The organism is Paraburkholderia agricolaris (assembly GCF_009455635.1).
In the GTDB taxonomy this organism is placed as follows: domain Bacteria; phylum Pseudomonadota; class Gammaproteobacteria; order Burkholderiales; family Burkholderiaceae; genus Paraburkholderia; species Paraburkholderia agricolaris.
The window spans coordinates 2,307,262-2,326,498 of the sequence record NZ_QPER01000002.1 but is presented as its reverse complement, the minus strand read 5'-3'; the positions used below and the strand labels follow the sequence as shown (position 1 = coordinate 2,326,498).

At 59.6% G+C, this 19,237-nt stretch carries 12 protein-coding genes, 2 tRNA genes and 3 rRNA genes; 15 read left to right on the top strand and 2 right to left on the bottom strand.

The window, feature by feature from the left end; translation table 11 throughout:
• The first annotated feature begins 14 nt into the window (after positions 1-14).
• The 12 genes from phnT (at position 15) to rrf (ending at position 13,063) form a co-directional block, all read left to right on the top strand.
• Positions 15-1,115, top strand: a complete 1,101-nt coding sequence (gene phnT / locus GH665_RS31710; RefSeq protein ID WP_153142391.1) for a 2-aminoethylphosphonate ABC transport system ATP-binding subunit PhnT — start codon at positions 15-17, stop codon at positions 1,113-1,115.
• Entirely contained in the window at positions 1,093-2,034 is a 942-nt protein-coding gene (locus GH665_RS31705) for a 2-aminoethylphosphonate ABC transporter permease subunit (RefSeq protein WP_046570936.1), read from the top strand. The genes phnT and GH665_RS31705 overlap by 23 nt, the downstream gene beginning before the upstream one ends.
• Entirely contained in the window at positions 2,024-2,887 is an 864-nt protein-coding gene (gene phnV, locus GH665_RS31700; RefSeq protein WP_153141088.1) for a 2-aminoethylphosphonate ABC transport system, membrane component PhnV, read from the top strand. The genes GH665_RS31705 and phnV overlap by 11 nt, the downstream gene beginning before the upstream one ends.
• A gap of 84 nt (positions 2,888-2,971) precedes the next feature.
• Positions 2,972-3,706 (top strand): phosphonate utilization associated transcriptional regulator, encoded by a 735-nt coding sequence (locus tag GH665_RS31695; protein ID WP_153141087.1) that lies wholly within the window; start codon positions 2,972-2,974, stop codon positions 3,704-3,706.
• 57 nt (positions 3,707-3,763) lie between these two features.
• Entirely contained in the window at positions 3,764-5,029 is a 1,266-nt protein-coding gene (gene phnA / locus GH665_RS31690; protein ID WP_153142390.1) for a phosphonoacetate hydrolase, read from the top strand.
• Positions 5,026-6,477: a phosphonoacetaldehyde dehydrogenase gene (phnY, locus tag GH665_RS31685; RefSeq protein ID WP_153141086.1), complete on the top strand. Its 1,452-nt coding sequence runs from the start codon at positions 5,026-5,028 to the stop codon at positions 6,475-6,477. Before phnA ends, phnY begins: the two co-directional genes overlap by 4 nt.
• Before the next feature lie 4 nt (positions 6,478-6,481).
• The gene (locus GH665_RS31680) at positions 6,482-7,042 is read left to right on the top strand and encodes a phosphonate degradation HD-domain oxygenase (protein WP_153141085.1); all 561 of its coding nucleotides are present in this window, start codon (positions 6,482-6,484) and stop codon (positions 7,040-7,042) included.
• Positions 7,043-7,630: 588 nt separating this feature from the next.
• Positions 7,631-9,161: ribosomal RNA gene (locus tag GH665_RS31675) — 16S ribosomal RNA — on the top strand.
• Between the two features lie 76 nt (positions 9,162-9,237).
• Positions 9,238-9,314: transfer RNA gene (locus tag GH665_RS31670), tRNA-Ile, on the top strand.
• 67 nt (positions 9,315-9,381) lie between these two features.
• A tRNA-Ala gene (locus GH665_RS31665) sits at positions 9,382-9,457 on the top strand.
• A gap of 397 nt (positions 9,458-9,854) precedes the next feature.
• Positions 9,855-12,734, top strand: a 23S ribosomal RNA gene (locus tag GH665_RS31660).
• A gap of 216 nt (positions 12,735-12,950) precedes the next feature.
• A 5S ribosomal RNA gene (gene rrf, locus GH665_RS31655) occupies positions 12,951-13,063 on the top strand.
• The 16S, 23S and 5S rRNA genes sit together here with 2 tRNA genes alongside, the layout of an rRNA operon.
• A 278-nt stretch (positions 13,064-13,341) precedes the next feature.
• Here the strand turns inward: rrf and GH665_RS31650 are convergent.
• Positions 13,342-14,343: a LysR family transcriptional regulator gene (locus GH665_RS31650; protein ID WP_153141084.1), complete on the bottom strand. Its 1,002-nt coding sequence runs from the start codon at positions 14,341-14,343 to the stop codon at positions 13,342-13,344.
• Positions 14,344-14,542: 199 nt separating this feature from the next.
• Between GH665_RS31650 and GH665_RS31645 the strand changes: the two genes are divergently transcribed.
• The 3 genes from GH665_RS31645 to scpC all read left to right on the top strand — a co-directional run bounded on the left by GH665_RS31645 (position 14,543) and on the right by scpC (position 18,809).
• Complete coding sequence (locus tag GH665_RS31645; protein ID WP_153141083.1) at positions 14,543-16,708, top strand: FUSC family protein; 2,166 nt, start codon at positions 14,543-14,545, stop codon at positions 16,706-16,708.
• Positions 16,709-16,886: 178 nt separating this feature from the next.
• On the top strand, positions 16,887-17,102 hold the full coding sequence (locus GH665_RS31640) for a hypothetical protein (protein ID WP_153141082.1): 216 nt from the start codon (positions 16,887-16,889) through the stop codon (positions 17,100-17,102).
• Between the two features lie 192 nt (positions 17,103-17,294).
• Positions 17,295-18,809, top strand: a complete 1,515-nt coding sequence (scpC, locus tag GH665_RS31635; RefSeq protein ID WP_153141081.1) for a succinyl-CoA:acetate CoA-transferase ScpC — start codon at positions 17,295-17,297, stop codon at positions 18,807-18,809.
• 62 nt (positions 18,810-18,871) lie between these two features.
• On the opposite strand, the gene GH665_RS31630 is transcribed toward scpC, so the two are convergent.
• Positions 18,872-19,126, bottom strand: coding sequence for a GlsB/YeaQ/YmgE family stress response membrane protein (locus tag GH665_RS31630; RefSeq protein ID WP_028197420.1), 255 nt, complete (start codon positions 19,124-19,126; stop codon positions 18,872-18,874).
• Positions 19,127-19,237: the final 111 nt, after the last annotated feature.

The window sequence follows — 19,237 nt, the reverse complement described above, 5'->3', positions numbered from 1 at the left end:
GGAGGATGAACCCGGTGAATACGGCCAGTCTTGCTCACCCAGGCGCGCTCGGCGCCACACCGGACGCGCTCGACGCCGCGCGTTCGAACACGCCGGGCGGCGTGCAGATCGACCATCTGACCGTGCGCTTCGGTTCGCGCACCGTGCTCGACGATCTGTCGTTGACCATTCAGCGCGGCGAATTGCTCACCGTGCTCGGCCGCAGCGGTTGCGGCAAGACCACGCTGTTGCGCTTTATCGCCGGGTTCATTGAAGCGGATGGATTGTCCGGTACCTTGACCGTTGCCGGTCACGACCTGACGCATGTGCCGCCGCATAAGCGCAATCTCGGCCTGCTGTTTCAGAGTTACGCGCTGTTTCCGCATCTGTCGGTGTTCGAGAACGTGGCCTTCGGGTTGCGCGCGCGCCGCACGCCTTCCAAAGATGTCGCGCGGCGGGTTGCCGACGCGTTGAAACTCGTGCAACTGGGCGACGCCGGGCACCACATGCCCGCGCAATTGTCGGGCGGCATGCAGCAGCGTGTGGCGCTGGCACGTGCGCTCGTGATCGAGCCGGACGTGCTGCTGCTCGACGAACCGCTTTCCGCACTCGACGCCAATCTGCGTGCCTCGGTGCGTTCCGAATTGAAGGCATTGCATGAGCGTCTGCCGAATCTGACGATCGTCTGCGTGACGCACGATCAGGACGACGCGCTGGTGCTGTCCGACCGCACGCTGCTGATGCGCGAAGGGCGCATCGCGCAACTCGGCACGCCGCAGCAGTTGTATGACACGCCGAACGACGGGTTCGTCGCGCGTTATCTGGGCGCGGCCAATCTGCTGCCGCCGCAAGTCGCATTCGCCATGGACGACGCGCGCTACAACGAGCGCGAGCGGGTGGCCTGCCTGCGTCCGGAAGCGCTGCGTATCGCGCCGCTCGGCGAAGGGCAGTTGCACGGCGCGATTACGTCGGTCGAATGGTATGGCGCGGTGTTGTCGGTGTCGGTCGTTCTGGACGCGATACCTAACGAGCCGGTGCTCGTCACCATGCAGCGCGGCCAAGGCATGATGCCGGAGAAGGGCGCGCGTGTTTCCCTGCGTTATGAGGCTGACGATGTCGTCCTTATCAACCCCTGATACCCCCAATCCGCTCAACGCGGCTGCAGACGCCCGCCGCAGCGCGAGCGCGGCCTCGCACACGGCGGCGGTCAAGCGGCGCGAACGCGCGGCGCAATGGCACCTGCTGTTCCTGGCAGTCGTGGTGCTGGGGCCGCTGGTGATCTACCCGCTCGTGCGTCTGGTATTGCTGAGTTTCACCGGACCGCACGGTTTGAGCCTGCAGGCTTACTCGACGTTTTTCAGCAATCCGGAAACGAGCGGCGTGGTCGGCACGACGCTGTGGATTCTGTTTGTGAGTGCCGGGCTCGCATCGCTGCTCGGCATCGGCCTCGCGGCGTTGCTGTTCTTCAAGCCGTTTCCCGGCGCGCGCATGGTCACCCGTTTCCTGGAACTGTTCGTCGCGTTCCCGTCGTTTCTGGTCGCCTTCACGCTGATCTTTCTGTACGGCTCGCAGGGCTCGGTCAGTATCGCCTTGCAGCAGCTGTTTCATCTTGAAGCGCCGCCGCTCAATTTCCTGTTCGGCGTGGGCGGCGTGATTCTCGCGGAAGTGGTCTTCTACGCGCCGTTTGTGGTGCGTCCGACGCTGGCCTCGTTTGCCACGCTCGACATGCGTCTGATCGAAGCCGCCCGCAGTCTCGGCGCAAGCGGCTGGATGGTGGCGTTCAAGGTGATCCTGCCGCTCGCGTGGCCGGGCATCGCCGCGGGCACGATCCTGTGTTTTCTGCTGACGCTGAACGAGTTCGGCATTCTGCTCGTGCTCGGCAGCGCGCATCTGATCACGCTGCCGGTCGCGATCTACAGCTCCGCGACCGTCGATCTCGATCTGCCCACCGCCGCCGCCGGCGCGGTGGTGATGCTGATCATGTCTTTGTCCCTGTACGCGTTGTACCGCCAGGTCAACCGTCGCAAGGTGAAAGGAGCGGGCCATGGCCGTTGAACTCGACCCGACCGTTTTGCCGGTCATGCACAAGAAGGCGCGGCCGGTGCGCCGCAGTCTGCCCGTGCGCATGCTCGGCGGTCTGTTTCTCGGTTTTGCCGCGTTGCTGTGCTTCTGGCTGTTCGTCTTGCCGGTGCTGGTGGTCGCGCTCTCGAGCGTGGCCGGGCACTGGTCGGGCACCATCCTGCCGGACAGCCTCAGCATGCGCTGGTTCGAACGGCTCGGCTCCAGCGACTTCGACGCGCTGACGACGAGTCTCGAAGTCGGCATGGGCGTCGCCGTGCTCGGCACGATCCTCGGGCTGTGGCTGGCGCTGGCGCTCGAGGGCCGCGACCGGCGTGGTCTCGGCGCGCTGGTCGACACCATCGCGATGATGCCCAACGGCGTGCCGAGTGTGGTGCTCGGGCTGGCCGTGCTGATCGCGTATCACAAGCGTCCGCTCGACCTGTCGAGCTCGGCGGCGATCGTCGTGTTCGTGCAGCTCGCGCTGGTGTTGCCGTTCTGCTACCGCTGCGCGGCCGCTGCGCTGCGTCCGGAACTGACCATTCTGCGCGAAGCGGCCGCCAGTCTGGGGGCGCCGCCCTCGATGGTGCTGCGCCGCGTCGTGCTGCCGCAACTGGTGCCGGCGATCCGCGCGAGTCTCGCCCTCGGCTTCGCACTCTCTCTCGGTGAACTCGGCGCCACGCTTACCGTGTACCCGCCGGGCTTTGCGACGGTACCGATCGTCGTGGTCGGGCAGGTGGAGCGCGGTTACTACCTGCCGGCCTCCGCGTTGTCGCTGATTCTGCTGATGGTTTCGCTTGCCGCACTGCTGCTGATTGCGGCGCGTGTGCCGCGCCGTCGAGTGGATTGACGAGCACCCTTTGATCCTTGTGTTTGTGTGCGCGTGCCGGGCGGCGGCGCGCAAACACATATCGGTGTGGTGAAATTTGTCAAAATGACCGAATATATGCAAACTGCTGCCGTCGATCCGATCGATGTTGTGCGCAGGCATTCGCTGACGGCGCTGGTTCGTGACGAAATCGAACGGCACATCATCGAAGGAGCGCTCGCGCCTGGCGACAAACTCAATGAAGCCGATTGGGCCACACGTTTGCAGGTCTCGCGCGGGCCGGTGCGGGAGGCGTTCCGCGCGCTGGAGCAGGCGGGCCTCGTGCGTACCGAGAAAAACCGCGGCGTGTTCGTGCGGACGGTGTCGCTGGCGGAAGCGGACGAGATTTATGCGGTGCGTGCGGTGCTCGAAGAGGCGGCGTGCCGGATCCTGGCTTCGCGTATCGACGCACGCAAGCTTGCCGGATTACGCGAGTGGCTCGACTCGATGCGCGCGGCGCTCGATGCCCACGATCACGATGCCTACGCGCGCGCCAACGTGGCGTTTCACGACGCGATCGTGGCGGCATCGGGCAACGGCAAACTGTATGAGACGTATCGAAGGCTGGTGGGCGAGTTGAGCCTGTTTCGCCGCGCCGCGCTGGTGGTGCATGCGGACGCGATGGAGCGCTCGCTCGCCGAGCATCGCGCGATCCTGACCGCGTTGGGTTCGCGCGACGCCGGGCAGGCCGCGGCGCTGATGCATGCGCATGTGAACGGCGGCTTGCAGCGCGCGCGTGAAGCCTGCGAACCGGCGGGGCCGCTGGGCGCGGTCCAGACATTGGCGGCATCGAACGATTGAGGCCGGCTGCAACGAATTGACTGGAGCACGCGTGCTCTCAACGCATGGAAGGTAATGATGGAAAACGCAAGCGAACGTACGATTGAAGTCAATGGCCGCGGCTACCGGCTGCCCGAGCAACCGACCGTTGTGGTGTGCGTCGACGGCTGCGAATACGATTACCTCGAAGCAGCGGTCGCGGCGGGTGCCGCGCCTTTCATCGGCAAGATGCTCAAAGGCGGTGCGGCCTTCAAAGCCGATTGCGTGATTCCGTCGTTCACGAACCCGAATAATCTGTCGATCGTGTGCGGCGTGCCGCCCTCGGTGCATGGTATTTGCGGCAACTACTTCTGGGATCCGGACGCAAACGGCGGCGAAGGCGCGGAAGTGATGATGAACGATCCGGCTTATCTGCGCGCGGGGACCTTGCTGGCCGCTGCTGCTGACGCCGGCGCGGCGGTTGCCGTGGTCACTGCGAAAGACAAGCTGCGCCGTTTGCTCGGCTGGCAATTGAAGGGGATCTGTTTCTCAGCGGAAAAAGCCGACAAGGTGACGCGCGAAGAAAACGGCATCGACGAAGTGCTCGATCTGGTCGGCTTGCCGGTGCCTGATGTGTACAGCGCGGGACTGTCCGAATTCGTTTTCGCCGCCGGCGTGCGGCTGGCTGAAACCCGCAAGCTCGATCTGATGTATCTGTCGACCACCGATTACATCCAGCACAAATGGGCGCCGGGCACCGAAGGCGCGAACGCGTTCTACGCGATGATGGACGGCTACCTCGCGAGGCTCGATGCGCTCGGCTGGGTGATCGGCCTGACCGCCGACCACGGCATGAACGCCAAGCACGACCCGAAGACCGGCGAGCCGAATGTGATCTATCTGCAGGACGTGCTGGACGATTGGCTTGGGCACGGCAAAGCGCGCGTGATTTTGCCGATTACCGATCCGTATGTCGTGCATCACGGCGCGCTCGGTTCGTTCGCGACGATTTACCTGCCGCACGATGTGAACGTCGCGCAGGTGATCGAACGGATCGGCGGTTTACCGGGTATCGAAGTAGTGCTCGACAATCGCGCCGCATGCGAGCGCTTCGAACTGCCGAACGACCGCGTGGGCGACATCGTCGTGGTCAGCACCCGGCATGTGGTGCTCGGCACGCGTCGCGACGAGCACGATCTGTCCGGACTGACCGTGCCGTTGCGCTCGCACGGCGGGATCTCCGAGCAGGAAGTGCCGCTGCTGTTCAATCGCCGCGTCGAGGAACTGGCCGCCGTCAAAGCGGGCAAGCGGCTGCGCAACTTCGATATCTTCGACGTTGCCCTGAACCACGTGGAGGCATCATGAACGCCGTGCTGCGGGACCATCCAGCATTCCGGGCCGAAGCGCTGCGGCTCAAGGGGGAGCGCGCGACGCGCTCGCGCACGCTCGACGTGTTCGATCCTTTTAGCGGGACGCGGGTAGGTACGGTCCCGTTGGCGAGCATCGACGACGTGCGCGCGGCGTTCGAATACGCTGCCGCATACCAGGCGAAACTCACCCGCTACGAGCGCTCGCAGATTCTCGAACGCGCCGCGGTGTTGCTGCGGGAGCGCACCGAGGAAGCCTCGGATCTGATTTCGCTCGAGTCGGGGTTGTCGAAGCAGGATTCGCGCTACGAGATCGGCCGCGTCGCCGATGTGTTGAAGTTCGCCTCGATCGAGGCTTTGCGCGACGATGGGCAGAGTTTTTCCTGCGATCTCACACCGCATGGCAAGCAGCGCCGGGTGTTTTCGCAGCGTGAGCCGCTGGCGGGCGTGATCGTGGCGATCACGCCGTTCAACCACCCGATGAACCAGGTCGCGCATAAGATCGCGCCGGCGATCGCGACAAATAATCGGGTGCTGCTCAAGCCGTCGGAGAAGGTGCCTTTGTCGGCGTTCTATCTGGCGGACATTCTTTATGAAGCGGGTTTGCCGGCGCCAATGTTGCAGGTGCTGACCGGCGATCCGCGCGAAATCGCCGACGAACTGATCACGCATCCTCTGGCCGAACTCGTGACTTTCACGGGCGGTGTGGCGATCGGCAAATATATCGCTTCGAAGGCGGCCTACCGGCGCGTCGTACTGGAGCTGGGCGGCAACGATCCGCTGATCGTGCTGGAAGACGCCGATCTCGATCGTGCCGCGACGCTTGCTGTGCAGGGCTCGTATAAGAACTCCGGGCAACGGTGTACCGCGGTCAAGCGGATGCTGGTGCAAAAGAGCATCGCGGCGGACTTCACGGATCTGGTCGTGGAGAAGACGCGCGCATGGAGCTACGGCGATCCGTTCGACGCAGGCAATCAGATGGGCACCGTGATCGACGTCGCCGCCGCGCAGCTGTTCGAAGCGCGTGTGAACGAAGCGGTGGCGGCCGGTGCGCGCTTGCGGATCGGCAACCAGCGCGACGGCGCGCTTTATTCGCCGACGGTGTTGGACGGCGTCGATCCGTCGATGGCACTGGTGCGCGAGGAAACATTCGGGCCGGTGTCGCCGATCATCACATTCGATACGCTCGACGACGCTATTCGTATCAGCAACGGCACGCCGTTCGGATTGTCGTCCGGGGTGTGCACGAACCGGCAGGACGCGATCACACGCTTCATCAATGAGTTGCGTGTGGGAACAGTCAACGTGTGGGAAGTGCCGGGGTATCGGATCGAGTTGACGCCGTTCGGTGGCATCAAGGATTCCGGGCTCGGCTATAAGGAAGGCGTTCAGGAAGCGATCAAGAGCTTCACCAACCTGAAGACCTTTTCATTACCGTGGGAGTAAGAGCGTGGCATTGAGTCTGAACGACATCCGCTCGTTATTCGAGCAATACGGCAAGCTCGCCTATAGCGGCGAGCCGGTGACGCAGCTTGAACATGCGCTGCAAAGCGGCGCGTTGGCGGAGGAGGCGGGCGCTGACGATGAACTCGTTGCCGCGGCGTTTTTGCACGACCTCGGTCATCTGCTGAATCTCCAGGGCGAAACGCCGACGGAGCGGGGCATCGACGATCTGCATCAATATTTCGCGCTGCCGTTCTTGCGGCCGGTGTTGTCGGATGCGGTGTTGGAGCCGATCCGTCTGCACGTCGACGCCAAGCGCTGCCTCTGTGCAATCGACGACGCTTACTTCGGCCAGCTTTCCGCCGATTCGGTGCGCAGCCTGGAACTGCAAGGCGGAATCTTCAGTAAAGAAGAGGCCGAGGTGTTCCTGCAGAAGCCCTATGCGCAAGACGCCTTGCGTCTGCGCAAATGGGACGATCGCGCGAAAGAAGAGAACCGCGCGACGCCGGACCTGGATCATTATCTGGGTGTTGTCGAACGTGCGATGCAGAAGCGCGCGGCCGCCTGAACGAGGTGGTTTTCGGCTGATCTTGGGGTGGGCCTGGCAGGCCACTTGTTGTGCCGATCATTCTTCTTTTTTGCGTCAGTTCCGGCGCAATTCGTGCATATCAAAATAACGCTTGCAAGGCGGGGTCCGGCTCGCTAGAATCTCGCTCTTTCGTGCTCCGGACGCCGGGGCACGGGAAGCGGGAGAGCCAGTAGTGGCAAGGCTTTGCGCGACGTGAACGGGTTCAGGAAGTGATAAAAACCTGTTGACGATGTAGCGAAAGTTCTCCATAATCTCGTTTCTCTGCTGCTGATGCAGCGACGCAGAACGAAGCGGTACCGGTGGTTGAGCAGGTGGGCGACACGGTGCGGATTCGGTGGTGAATGCGTATTTGATCTTTAAAAATTAACAGCCGATAAGTGTGGGCGCTTGATGCGCGACGCGCGGTGGACTCTTCGGGGTCTGCCGGAAGCGAAAGTATCAAGTCTCACACGAGTATTAAAGGAAGGTTTTCCTGTCGGGGTGGATTCACACCGGCAGGTTAATCATTCGTCAGTACGTTGAGTGAGCGACCGGTTTCGAAAGAGACCGAAAAACAGTAACAGGTTTGAACTGAAGAGTTTGATCCTGGCTCAGATTGAACGCTGGCGGCATGCCTTACACATGCAAGTCGAACGGCAGCACGGGGGCAACCCTGGTGGCGAGTGGCGAACGGGTGAGTAATACATCGGAACGTGTCCTGTAGTGGGGGATAGCCCGGCGAAAGCCGGATTAATACCGCATACGCTCTACGGAGGAAAGGGGGGGATCTTAGGACCTCTCGCTACAGGGGCGGCCGATGGCAGATTAGCTAGTTGGTGGGGTAAAGGCCTACCAAGGCGACGATCTGTAGCTGGTCTGAGAGGACGACCAGCCACACTGGGACTGAGACACGGCCCAGACTCCTACGGGAGGCAGCAGTGGGGAATTTTGGACAATGGGGGCAACCCTGATCCAGCAATGCCGCGTGTGTGAAGAAGGCCTTCGGGTTGTAAAGCACTTTTGTCCGGAAAGAAAACGCTCTGGTTAATACCCGGGGCGGATGACGGTACCGGAAGAATAAGCACCGGCTAACTACGTGCCAGCAGCCGCGGTAATACGTAGGGTGCAAGCGTTAATCGGAATTACTGGGCGTAAAGCGTGCGCAGGCGGTCCGCTAAGACAGATGTGAAATCCCCGGGCTTAACCTGGGAACTGCATTTGTGACTGGCGGGCTAGAGTATGGCAGAGGGGGGTAGAATTCCACGTGTAGCAGTGAAATGCGTAGAGATGTGGAGGAATACCGATGGCGAAGGCAGCCCCCTGGGCCAATACTGACGCTCATGCACGAAAGCGTGGGGAGCAAACAGGATTAGATACCCTGGTAGTCCACGCCCTAAACGATGTCAACTAGTTGTCGGGTCTTCATTGACTTGGTAACGTAGCTAACGCGTGAAGTTGACCGCCTGGGGAGTACGGTCGCAAGATTAAAACTCAAAGGAATTGACGGGGACCCGCACAAGCGGTGGATGATGTGGATTAATTCGATGCAACGCGAAAAACCTTACCTACCCTTGACATGTATGGAATCCTGCTGAGAGGTGGGAGTGCCCGAAAGGGAGCCATAACACAGGTGCTGCATGGCTGTCGTCAGCTCGTGTCGTGAGATGTTGGGTTAAGTCCCGCAACGAGCGCAACCCTTGTCCCTAGTTGCTACGCAAGAGCACTCTAGGGAGACTGCCGGTGACAAACCGGAGGAAGGTGGGGATGACGTCAAGTCCTCATGGCCCTTATGGGTAGGGCTTCACACGTCATACAATGGTCGGAACAGAGGGTCGCCAACCCGCGAGGGGGAGCCAATCCCAGAAAACCGATCGTAGTCCGGATCGCACTCTGCAACTCGAGTGCGTGAAGCTGGAATCGCTAGTAATCGCGGATCAGCATGCCGCGGTGAATACGTTCCCGGGTCTTGTACACACCGCCCGTCACACCATGGGAGTGGGTTTTACCAGAAGTGGCTAGTCTAACCGCAAGGAGGACGGTCACCACGGTAGGATTCATGACTGGGGTGAAGTCGTAACAAGGTAGCCGTATCGGAAGGTGCGGCTGGATCACCTCCTTTCTCGAGCTAACGTGTCGAACGTTGAGCGCTCACGCTTATCGGCTGTGAAATTAGACAGTAAGTCAGACAGACTGAGGGGTCTGTAGCTCAGTCGGTTAGAGCACCGTCTTGATAAGGCGGGGGTCGATGGTTCGAATCCATCCAGACCCACCATTGTCTTGTCTGCGATGGCTGCGCTAGTCGATGAACCCCGAGGTGTGATGATGGTCTGTGCATGACTGGGGGATTAGCTCAGCTGGGAGAGCACCTGCTTTGCAAGCAGGGGGTCGTCGGTTCGATCCCGTCATCCTCCACCAATCTTCAATGCCGGTTTTACTGCGGCAAACCTTGAAAGGGGTTTGCGGTGTAGTGAAACAGGCATTGGCGATTGAGCCAGTCAGAGTGATACGCGGTTATAGCAACTGCGATATCGGCTGTCGTTCTTTAACAATCAGGAAGAAGTAGTAAAGAGATTCACGAAAGCGTGTCTAGAGATGGGCATGTGAGTAGGTGAATCAGGGTTGTGATTGTATCAATGTATGAAAAGGTGATCGAAAGATTGCTTTGGAATACGGCGCAACACGAATACTCAACCTGTAACGATGTGACTGAGGTCCAGGCATTCCCTGTGAATGTCCCTGTCCCCTTCGGGGATGGGACCAGAGTAAGCGCTAAAGCGCTAACTCTGGGTCGACAGAGACACACCCGTTATAGGGTCAAGCGAACAAGTGCATGTGGTGGATGCCTTGGCGATCACAGGCGATGAAGGACGCGGTAGCCTGCGAAAAGCTACGGGGAGCTGGCAAACGAGCTTTGATCCGTAGATGTCCGAATGGGGAAACCCGGCCCGTATGGGTCATCCGTAACTGAATACATAGGTTACGAGAAGCGAACGCGGTGAACTGAAACATCTAAGTAACCGCAGGAAAAGAAATCAACCGAGATTCCCAGAGTAGTGGCGAGCGAAATGGGACCAGCCTGTACTCTTTATCTTCATTGTTAGTCGAAGGCTCTGGAAAGTGCTGCCATAGCAGGTGATAGCCCTGTAGACGAAAACAGCGAGGAAGAACTAGGTGTACGGAAAGTAGGGCGGGACACGTGAAATCCTGTCTGAAGATGGGGGGACCATCCTCCAAGGCTAAATACTCGTGATCGACCGATAGTGAACCAGTACCGTGAGGGAAAGGCGAAAAGAACCCCGGGAGGGGAGTGAAATAGATCCTGAAACCGCATGCATACAAACAGTCGGAGCCTCGCGAGGGGTGACGGCGTACCTTTTGTATAATGGGTCAGCGACTTACATTCAGTGGCAAGCTTAACCGATTAGGGCAGGCGTAGCGAAAGCGAGTCCGAACAGGGCGATTCAGTCGCTGGGTGTAGACCCGAAACCAGGTGATCTATCCATGGCCAGGATGAAGGTGCGGTAACACGTACTGGAGGTCCGAACCCACTAACGTTGAAAAGTTAGGGGATGAGCTGTGGATAGGGGTGAAAGGCTAAACAAACCTGGAAATAGCTGGTTCTCTCCGAAAACTATTTAGGTAGTGCCTCGTGTATCACCTTCGGGGGTAGAGCACTGTCATGGTTGTGGGGTCCATTGCGGATTACTACGCCATAGCAAACTCCGAATACCGAAGAGTGCAATCACGGGAGACAGACATCGGGTGCTAACGTCCGGTGTCAAGAGGGAAACAACCCAGACCGCCAGCTAAGGTCCCCAAATATTGCTAAGTGGGAAACGAAGTGGGAAGGCTAAAACAGTCAGGAGGTTGGCTTAGAAGCAGCCATCCTTTAAAGAAAGCGTAATAGCTCACTGATCGAGTCGTCCTGCGCGGAAGATGTAACGGGGCTAAGCAATATACCGAAGCTGCGGATGCACATTTATGTGCATGGTAGGAGAGCGTTCCGTAAGCCTGCGAAGGTGCATTGAAAAGTGCGCTGGAGGTATCGGAAGTGCGAATGCTGACATGAGTAGCGATAAAGGGGGTGAAAGGCCCCCTCGCCGTAAGCCCAAGGTTTCCTACGCAACGTTCATCGGCGTAGGGTGAGTCGGCCCCTAAGGCGAGGCAGAAATGCGTAGCTGATGGGAAGCAGGTTAATATTCCTGCACCATTGTTAAATGCGATGGGGGGACGGATCGCGGAAGGTTGTCCGGGTGTTGGAAGTCCCGGTCCTTGCATTGGAGAAGGCGCTTAGGCAAATCCGGGCGCGGAATTCAAGGGTGCGAGGCCATTCACCTAGGTGAAGAAGCAATCGGAAGTGGTTCCAAGAAAAGCCTCTAAGCTTCAGTTTAACAAGACCGTACCGCAAACCGACACAGGTGGGCGAGATGAGTATTCTAAGGCGCTTGAGAGAACTCGGGAGAAGGAACTCGGCAAATTGGTACCGTAACTTCGGGATAAGGTACGCCCCTGTAGCCTGACTGGCCTGCGCCAGGAGGGTGAAGGGGTTGCAATAAACTGGTGGCTGCGACTGTTTAATAAAAACACAGCACTCTGCAAACACGAAAGTGGACGTATAGGGTGTGACGCCTGCCCGGTGCCGGAAGATTAAATGATGGGGTGCAAGCTCTTGATTGAAGTCCCGGTAAACGGCGGCCGTAACTATAACGGTCCTAAGGTAGCGAAATTCCTTGTCGGGTAAGTTCCGACCTGCACGAATGGCGTAACGATGGCCACACTGTCTCCTCCCGAGACTCAGCGAAGTTGAAGTGTTTGTGATGATGCAATCTCCCCGCGGCTAGACGGAAAGACCCCATGAACCTTTACTGTAGCTTTGCATTGGACTTTGAACCGATCTGTGTAGGATAGGTGGGAGGCTATGAAGCGTGGACGCCAGTCTGCGTGGAGCCGTCCTTGAAATACCACCCTGGTTTGTTTGAGGTTCTAACCTTGGTCCGTTATCCGGACTGGGGACAGTGCATGGTAGGCAGTTTGACTGGGGCGGTCTCCTCCCAAAGTGTAACGGAGGAGTACGAAGGTACGCTAGGTACGGTCGGAAATCGTGCTGATAGTGCAATGGCATAAGCGTGCTTAACTGCGAGACCGACAAGTCGAGCAGGTGCGAAAGCAGGTCATAGTGATCCGGTGGTTCTGTATGGAAGGGCCATCGCTCAACGGATAAAAGGTACTCTGGGGATAACAGGCTGATACCGCCCAAGAGTTCATATCGACGGCGGTGTTTGGCACCTCGATGTCGGCTCATCTCATCCTGGGGCTGTAGCCGGTCCCAAGGGTATGGCTGTTCGCCATTTAAAGAGGTACGTGAGCTGGGTTTAAAACGTCGTGAGACAGTTTGGTCCCTATCTGCCGTGGGCGCTGGATATTTGAAGGGGGCTGCTCCTAGTACGAGAGGACCGGAGTGGACGAACCTCTGGTGTACCGGTTGTCACGCCAGTGGCATCGCCGGGTAGCTATGTTCGGAAGAGATAACCGCTGAAAGCATCTAAGCGGGAAACTCGCCTTAAGATGAGATATCCCCGGGGCTTCGAGCCCCTTGAAGGGTCGTTCAAGACCAGGACGTTGATAGGTCAGGTGTGGAAGCGCAGTAATGCGTTAAGCTAACTGATACTAATTGCCCGTAAGGCTTGATCCTATAACAGGTGTGTGTCGGCAGCCGTGAGTGCTTCAGCACTTATGGATGCCCCACCCTGCGCCACGCGCAGGGTCTTATGCAGACCACACACAGGTTGAGATCAGTGTTGTGCCAGAAACAACACAACCCCGAATCTCCCTCTGGTGAGCATCACCAGAAACTACTTCTTCCAGATTGGTTGTGCCGCCCCCCAGGGCGACACGACAACAAGTCATGCCTGATGACCATAGCGAGTCGGTCCCACCCCTTCCCATCCCGAACAGGACCGTGAAACGACTCCACGCCGATGATAGTGCGGATTCCCGTGTGAAAGTAGGTAATCGTCAGGCTCCCTAGCAGCAACAGAAACCCCGCCCCATCAAGGTGGGGTTTCTGCGTTTACGCACCCCCGGAAAAAACAGTACAAGATGCTGGTCGTCGTGAGCGCAGGGGGCGCTTGATTCCCGTTCCCAACCCCCACGTGACGACGCGCCTCCATTCCGGGAGGCGCGTCGTGAAAACGAAGCCATCCTGGCAGGCCATGAACTCCATCACAAATGGTCCGCCACTTCGTTATCCCCGCTACTGCCTTGCTCAGGCGCGGCAGCTTTTCAGCCGAAAATCTGCATCAGTGCGCCGCGACGTCTCCATCCCCAATGCTGGCCGTTCTCACAGGTACTCCGCCATCAACTGCATCCATCTGGCCGATTTCTGCAAGCAATGCCTCGTCGCGTGCAATTACCTTCGGCAGATGCGCACGTAAGAACTCAACCCACGTCCGCGTCTTCGCATCGATGAACTTGCGTGACGGGTACAGCGCATAAACGTTCATCTTCTGCAGCGTATATTCCGGCAACACGCGGACTAACGTCCCGTCACGCAAGCCCGTGATCGCTGCATAAAGGGGCACCATACCAATGCCCATTCCCTCGTGAATCGCAACGATCAGCGATTCCGCGATATTCACCTGCACGGGTCCGTTTACTTCCATCGTCTCGCTGCCGTTGGGACCGTCGAGCACCCATTCGTGGGGTGGAAATGCAGGCGTGTGCAAAATCAGGCACTCGTGATGCGCCAGGTCACCCGGCTGCTGTGGTGCGCCATGAGCGCGCACGTAAGCAGGCGATGCGCACAGGATGCTGAAAGTTGTACCCAGCGGGAGTGACACGAGATCGGAATTCGGCAGCGTCGAGGCGCCGACCACAGCGACGTCGGCGCTACCTTCGAACAGATCGGGCATGCGCTGCGATAACGTCAGCTCGACGGTCACTTCGGGATAGAGCGCGCGATAGCGCGAGATGGCCGGCAACACATAATGCTGGCCGATGCTGGCAAAGCTGTGCATGCGCAACGCGCCGCTCGGGCGTTCGTGTGCGCAACTTGCTTCTTCTTCCGCCGTATCGACATCTGCAAGGATCTGTTGAGACCGCTTCAGGTAACGCTCGCCCGCTGTGGTGAGCGCGAGCCGCCGCGTCGACCGGTTCAGCAGGCGTGTACGCAGATGAGCTTCGAGTTCCGAGACGGCACGGGACATCGCCCCGGTCGTTGAATTGAGTGACTGCGCGGCGGCGGTAAAACTCCCGGCTTCGACCACGCGCACGAACACTCGCATATTTTGTAACGTATCCATCGATCCTTCTATTTCACGGCAGAAGCCGTATTGTCCGCCTGTCCTGCAAGCCCATTGTTGTTCGTTCTGGAAGGGAGGTTCCGCGCCTGTCCTATTAATACGCGCAGCACATGCTCCTACAATCGGCGCCTTGCCTGCCGGTGTACGCAGCGTTCACCGGCGCCTCTTTCAGTGACAAACCGGGACGCGTTGCTTTCTGATGAAACGCCAACATGCGATCAAGCCGGCGGCGGATTCCCGCCGCCAGTGGAGCGCCATGTTGCCAACGCTCAGTCCAGCCATTCGCGACTGGGCGAATAGCGACGGTTTGATCTGGCTGCATCTGCTGAAAACGGTCACCGCAGGTCTGCTGGCGCTCGGCATTGCCATGCTGCTGGATCTCCAGCAGCCGCGGATCGCGATGACGACGGTGTTTGTGCTGATGCAGCCGTTTAGCGGCATGGTGCTCGCCAAGAGTTTCTATCGGATTCTCGGCACCGCGGTGGGAACGATCGCCGCGTTGGTGCTCGGCGCGCTGTTTGTCCAGCAGCCTGAACTCTACATGTTCGGCATGATCGGCTGGGTGAGCGCCTGTATCGCGGCGGCGGTCCGGTATCGGCATTTCAGATGGTACGGCTTTGTGCTGGCAGGTTACACCGCCGCTCTGATCGGCATTCCGAATGTCACCATGCCTCACGAGCTCTTTCTGGCGGCGCTCACGCGAGCTGCCGAGGTGGCAGTCGGCATTGTGTGTTCGAGCGCGGTAAGCGCGCTGATCGTGCCGCAGCGCTCCAGCCTTGCATTGCGGCGCGCACTCCAGATTCGATACACGAATTTTACTGCGTTCGCTGCGGACGTGCTGAGTCGTGGAATCGAGCGCGGCCAGTTTGAACGGCGCTTTGCGGACCTCGTCGACGAGATCGTCGGCTTCGAGGCGACTCGAACCTTTGCCGCCTTCGAAGACCCTGCCATGCGCTCACGCAGCCAGCATCTCGGCCGTTTGAACGGCGAGTTCATGGACGCATGCGCGCGGCTGCACGCGCTGCACCAGTTGCTCAAACGTCTGCGCGTTGGCGGCCCAAACCGGATAGTCGACGCCATCACGCCATATTTCCACGAGCTATCGATACTGCTGGCGCGCGCCCGGGACGCGGACGTCGATGCGTCACGCATCGCAGCCCGTATGCGGCTTTTTCAGGCGAGCTTGCCAAGGCGCGTGCGCGAAACGAGGCGGCCGCTGGAAGCCAGCCTCGCTGAATCGCTGGCGGACTTCGATACGGCCGCGGAATTGCTATACCGGTTCGTCGACGAATGGATCCGTTACTCCGAGACTTACGCGTCGCTGGCGCGACGCAAGTCGGGAGCAGGGCAGCGCACCGCCGGCCGCTACGTGAGCAAAACCAACGGCTTTGTGGTCGCGTTTACCTTTGCGAGATCGGCCGCGGTCATGGCGATTGCCGGCTGGTTCTGGATCGCCACCGACTGGCCGAGCGGCGGTCTTGCAGTGATCGGCGCGGCGCTGGTCTGTGCGTTGACGTCGAGCGCGCCGAACGCATCGAAAATGGCCGTGCAGATGGCCGTCGGTGCTGTGCTGGCGACCATGACGGGCTACCTTTTCACGTGCTACGTGTATCCCGGCATCGACGGCTTTCCGTTGCTTTGTGCGACGCTCGCGCCAGTGCTGGCACTCGGCGCCTTCATCGCGTCGCGTAAGCTCGCGGCAGGCTACGGCATCGGTTTTTCGGTGTTCTTCTGCCTGCTTGCCGGGCCGGACAACGTCGTCACATATGCCCCCGATCTGCTGATCAATAACGGTATGGCGATCACGGCGTCGCTATTGCTTGCCGCGATCGTTTTTGCCGTGGTGTTTCCCCTGGATATGCCGTGGCTCACCGAGAGAATCAAGGGTGACTTGCGCACGCAAGTGGTGTCCGCTTGCAAGGACGAATTGCCCGGACTCAATCAACGTTTTCAGTCGAGCACGCACGATCTGACGTCGCAGCTACGCATGCTGCTGACACGCCGCTCGCGCCGCCGCCGTGATGCGCTGCGCTGGATGCTCGTCACGCTCGAAGTAGGGCATGCCGTGATCGATCTGCGTAACGAAGCTGCGCATGCCAGCTATGTGCAAGGACTTCATCCGCGCTGGCGTGACAGTCTCGAGCGTACTTGCGATGACCTTGCACGGCTCTTTGCGCGACCTGATGCGCCTGCACTCGCACAGTCGCTCGTCTCCGTGCGCTCGGCCACATGGATCGCGCAGGACGTACTGGAAACCGTTCATGCCGATCGCGACAAGCGGCATGACCTGCAGCGCATCCTGAGTTGTCTGCATTTCATCCGCACCGCGTTGCTCGACAAAGATGCACCGTTTCATGCGCGTTGAGCGCTGTACTCATGTGCGCCGGGCCGGGCGCAGGCTTCGATCTTTCTGCCAGATGGAAAGATCACTTCCGCCCAGCCCCGTTTATCCGCGTAGGTGGCAGTCATATAGTTTCACCACTGCCTTGCAGTCCCCACAAGGGACTTCCTACTGGCGGTAACCGTAAGTACTGGAGAACGAAATGAATGTGTTGAAGATTGCCCTGATTGCCTGCTCTTTGTCCGCTGTTGTGGCCCATGCGCAAACGGCGCCGGCCGCTCCGGACCAACAGGTTGCGCAAGCGAATGCGCCGCGCGCCAACAGCGTTGCCGCGCAAGGCCGCGCCGTTGCACCGGCGGCTAAAGTGGAAGAGTGCGTTGGGCCTGTGAGCTTCTGCAATATCTACTTCGGCAGCTAGGCAACGTCACGAGCAACACCTGCGGTACCTGCTGGACCTGTCGCGGAAGTTCTGCATGCGACGAAATGCCTGGTCGCGACGCCGTCTCATCAAGACGCCGCGGCCGGTGCGGCAATCTGGCTACTGGGCGAAGCATACCGCAGACGTGCGCACCGGTAGACTGGACGGTTGACTATGGAGAGACCCAGTTTCATGTATCAAGACCGTATTCGTTGCTCCGCACTGCGCGGAAAAATCACGTCGGCCGCTGAGGCGGCGCTGCTCATTCAGGATGGCATGCGTGTCGGCGCCAGCGGTTTTACGCGCGCGGGCGATGCCAAAGCGGTCCCTGTCGCGCTCGCCGAGCGGGTCCGTCAGGAAGGCAAGCCGCTGCAAATTACGTTGATGACCGGTGCATCGCTCGGTCATGACGTAGATCGCATGCTTACCGAGGCGCATGTGTTAGCGCGCCGCTTGCCGTTTCAGGTCGACAAGACCCTGCGCGACGCGATTAATCGTGGCGAAGTGATGTTCGTCGATCAGCACCTGTCCGAAACAGTCGAGATGCTGCGCGCAAATCAGCTCGGCAAACTCGATATTGCGATTATCGAAGCCGCCGCGATCACCGAAACTGGCGGTATTGTGCCGACCACTTCAGTGGGCAACTCAGCCAGCTTCGCGATTCTCGCCGACAAGGTGATCGTCGAAATCAATCTTGCTCAGCCCCTCGCACTCGAAGGGCTGCACGACATCTGGATTCCGGGCCGCAGGCCGAATCGCGAACCGTTGCCGATCGTGCGTCCACAAGACCGGGTCGGCACGCAGGCCATTGAGATCCCGGCAGACAAAATCGCGGCAATCGTGATCACTGACAAGGCGGACAGCCCGTCCACCGTGCTGCCCGCCGATGTGGAGACCGAGTTGATTGCCGGCCATCTGATTGAGTTTTTCGAGCACGAGGTGGCGCGTGGACGCATGGCCCGGCACTTGCCGCCTTTGCAGGCAGGTATCGGCACGATTGCCAATGCGGTACTGGCCGGTTTTGTCGATTCGCCCTTCGACGCCTTCGAAATTTACTCGGAAGTTCTGCAGGATTCGACCTTCGACCTGATGGACGCCGGCAAGGTGACGTTCGCCTCCGGGGCGTCGATTACGCTGTCGGCCGCGCGCCAGGCGCAGGTGTTCGGTGAACTCGAGCGCTATCGCGATCGTCTGGTGCTGCGTCCGCAAGAGGTCAGCAACCATCCTGAAGTGATTCGCAGGCTCGGTTTGATCGCATTGAATACTGCGTTGGAATTCGACATCTACGGCAATGTGAACTCCACGCACGTCGGCGGCACGCACATGATGAACGGCATTGGCGGCTCGGGAGATTTCGCGCGCAATGCGTCGTGCGCGATCTTTGCGACGAAGTCGATGGCGAAGGGTGGGCGCATTTCGAGTGTCGTGCCGATGGTGCCGCACTGCGATCACAACGAACACGATGTAGACGTGGTCGTGACGGAGCAGGGCTTGGCCGACCTACGCGGATTGGCGCCGCGCGAACGCGCTACGCTGATCATCGAGAACTGTGCGCATCCGCTCTATCGCGATCTGCTGCGCGACTACTATCGGGACGCCTTGCAATGGGGTGGGCAAACACCGCATCAGTTGGATCAGGCTTTCGCCTGGCATACGCGGCTTCGTGACACCGGCTCGATGCTGCCGGCAGTGGAGGCAGTGCTCTAAATAAGTGAAGCCGGCGTCAGGTGGCATTCGCCCCCGACGCCGTAAGACATCAGGTGCTACGCTCAGGTGCCGCGCCGGACAAGCCGGATAAGAAACAGCAGAATGACGGCGCCAATCACAGCGGTAATGATCGAACCGATCCAGCCGCCGCCGAGTGAAATGTGCAGCACACCGGCAAGCCAGCCGCCGATGAATGCGCCGACAATCCCGACGATGATGTCGACGATCAGGCCGAAGCCGCCGCCCTTGACGAGCACGCCAGCCAGCCAGCCGGCGATTGCGCCGATGATGAGCCATGCAATGATGCCGTGTTCCATAATCGAGACTCCATGGTTGAGTGTGAAAAATTCACGGTGACAGAGCTTAGTCGAAGGTTATGGGACAGTCCATATTCAGGACGCGGAATTAACATTGTCTAAATCTATTGC

Bases quoted from the DNA above. Each gene is read 5' to 3' on its own strand.
- phnV (WP_153141088.1), top strand. From the start codon at position 2,024: ATGGCCGTTGAACTCGACCCGACCGTTTTGCCGGTCATGCACAAGAAG.
- GH665_RS31650 (WP_153141084.1), bottom strand. From the start codon at position 14,343: ATGGATACGTTACAAAATATGCGAGTGTTCGTGCGCGTGGTCGAAGCC.
- scpC (WP_153141081.1), top strand. From the start codon at position 17,295: ATGTATCAAGACCGTATTCGTTGCTCCGCACTGCGCGGAAAAATCACG.
- phnA (WP_153142390.1), top strand. From the start codon at position 3,764: ATGGAAAACGCAAGCGAACGTACGATTGAAGTCAATGGCCGCGGCTAC.
- GH665_RS31640 (WP_153141082.1), top strand. From the start codon at position 16,887: ATGAATGTGTTGAAGATTGCCCTGATTGCCTGCTCTTTGTCCGCTGTT.
- GH665_RS31695 (WP_153141087.1), top strand. From the start codon at position 2,972: ATGACCGAATATATGCAAACTGCTGCCGTCGATCCGATCGATGTTGTG.
- GH665_RS31705 (WP_046570936.1), top strand. From the start codon at position 1,093: ATGTCGTCCTTATCAACCCCTGATACCCCCAATCCGCTCAACGCGGCT.
- phnY (WP_153141086.1), top strand. From the start codon at position 5,026: ATGAACGCCGTGCTGCGGGACCATCCAGCATTCCGGGCCGAAGCGCTG.
- GH665_RS31630 (WP_028197420.1), bottom strand. From the start codon at position 19,126: ATGGAACACGGCATCATTGCATGGCTCATCATCGGCGCAATCGCCGGC.
- GH665_RS31645 (WP_153141083.1), top strand. From the start codon at position 14,543: ATGAAACGCCAACATGCGATCAAGCCGGCGGCGGATTCCCGCCGCCAG.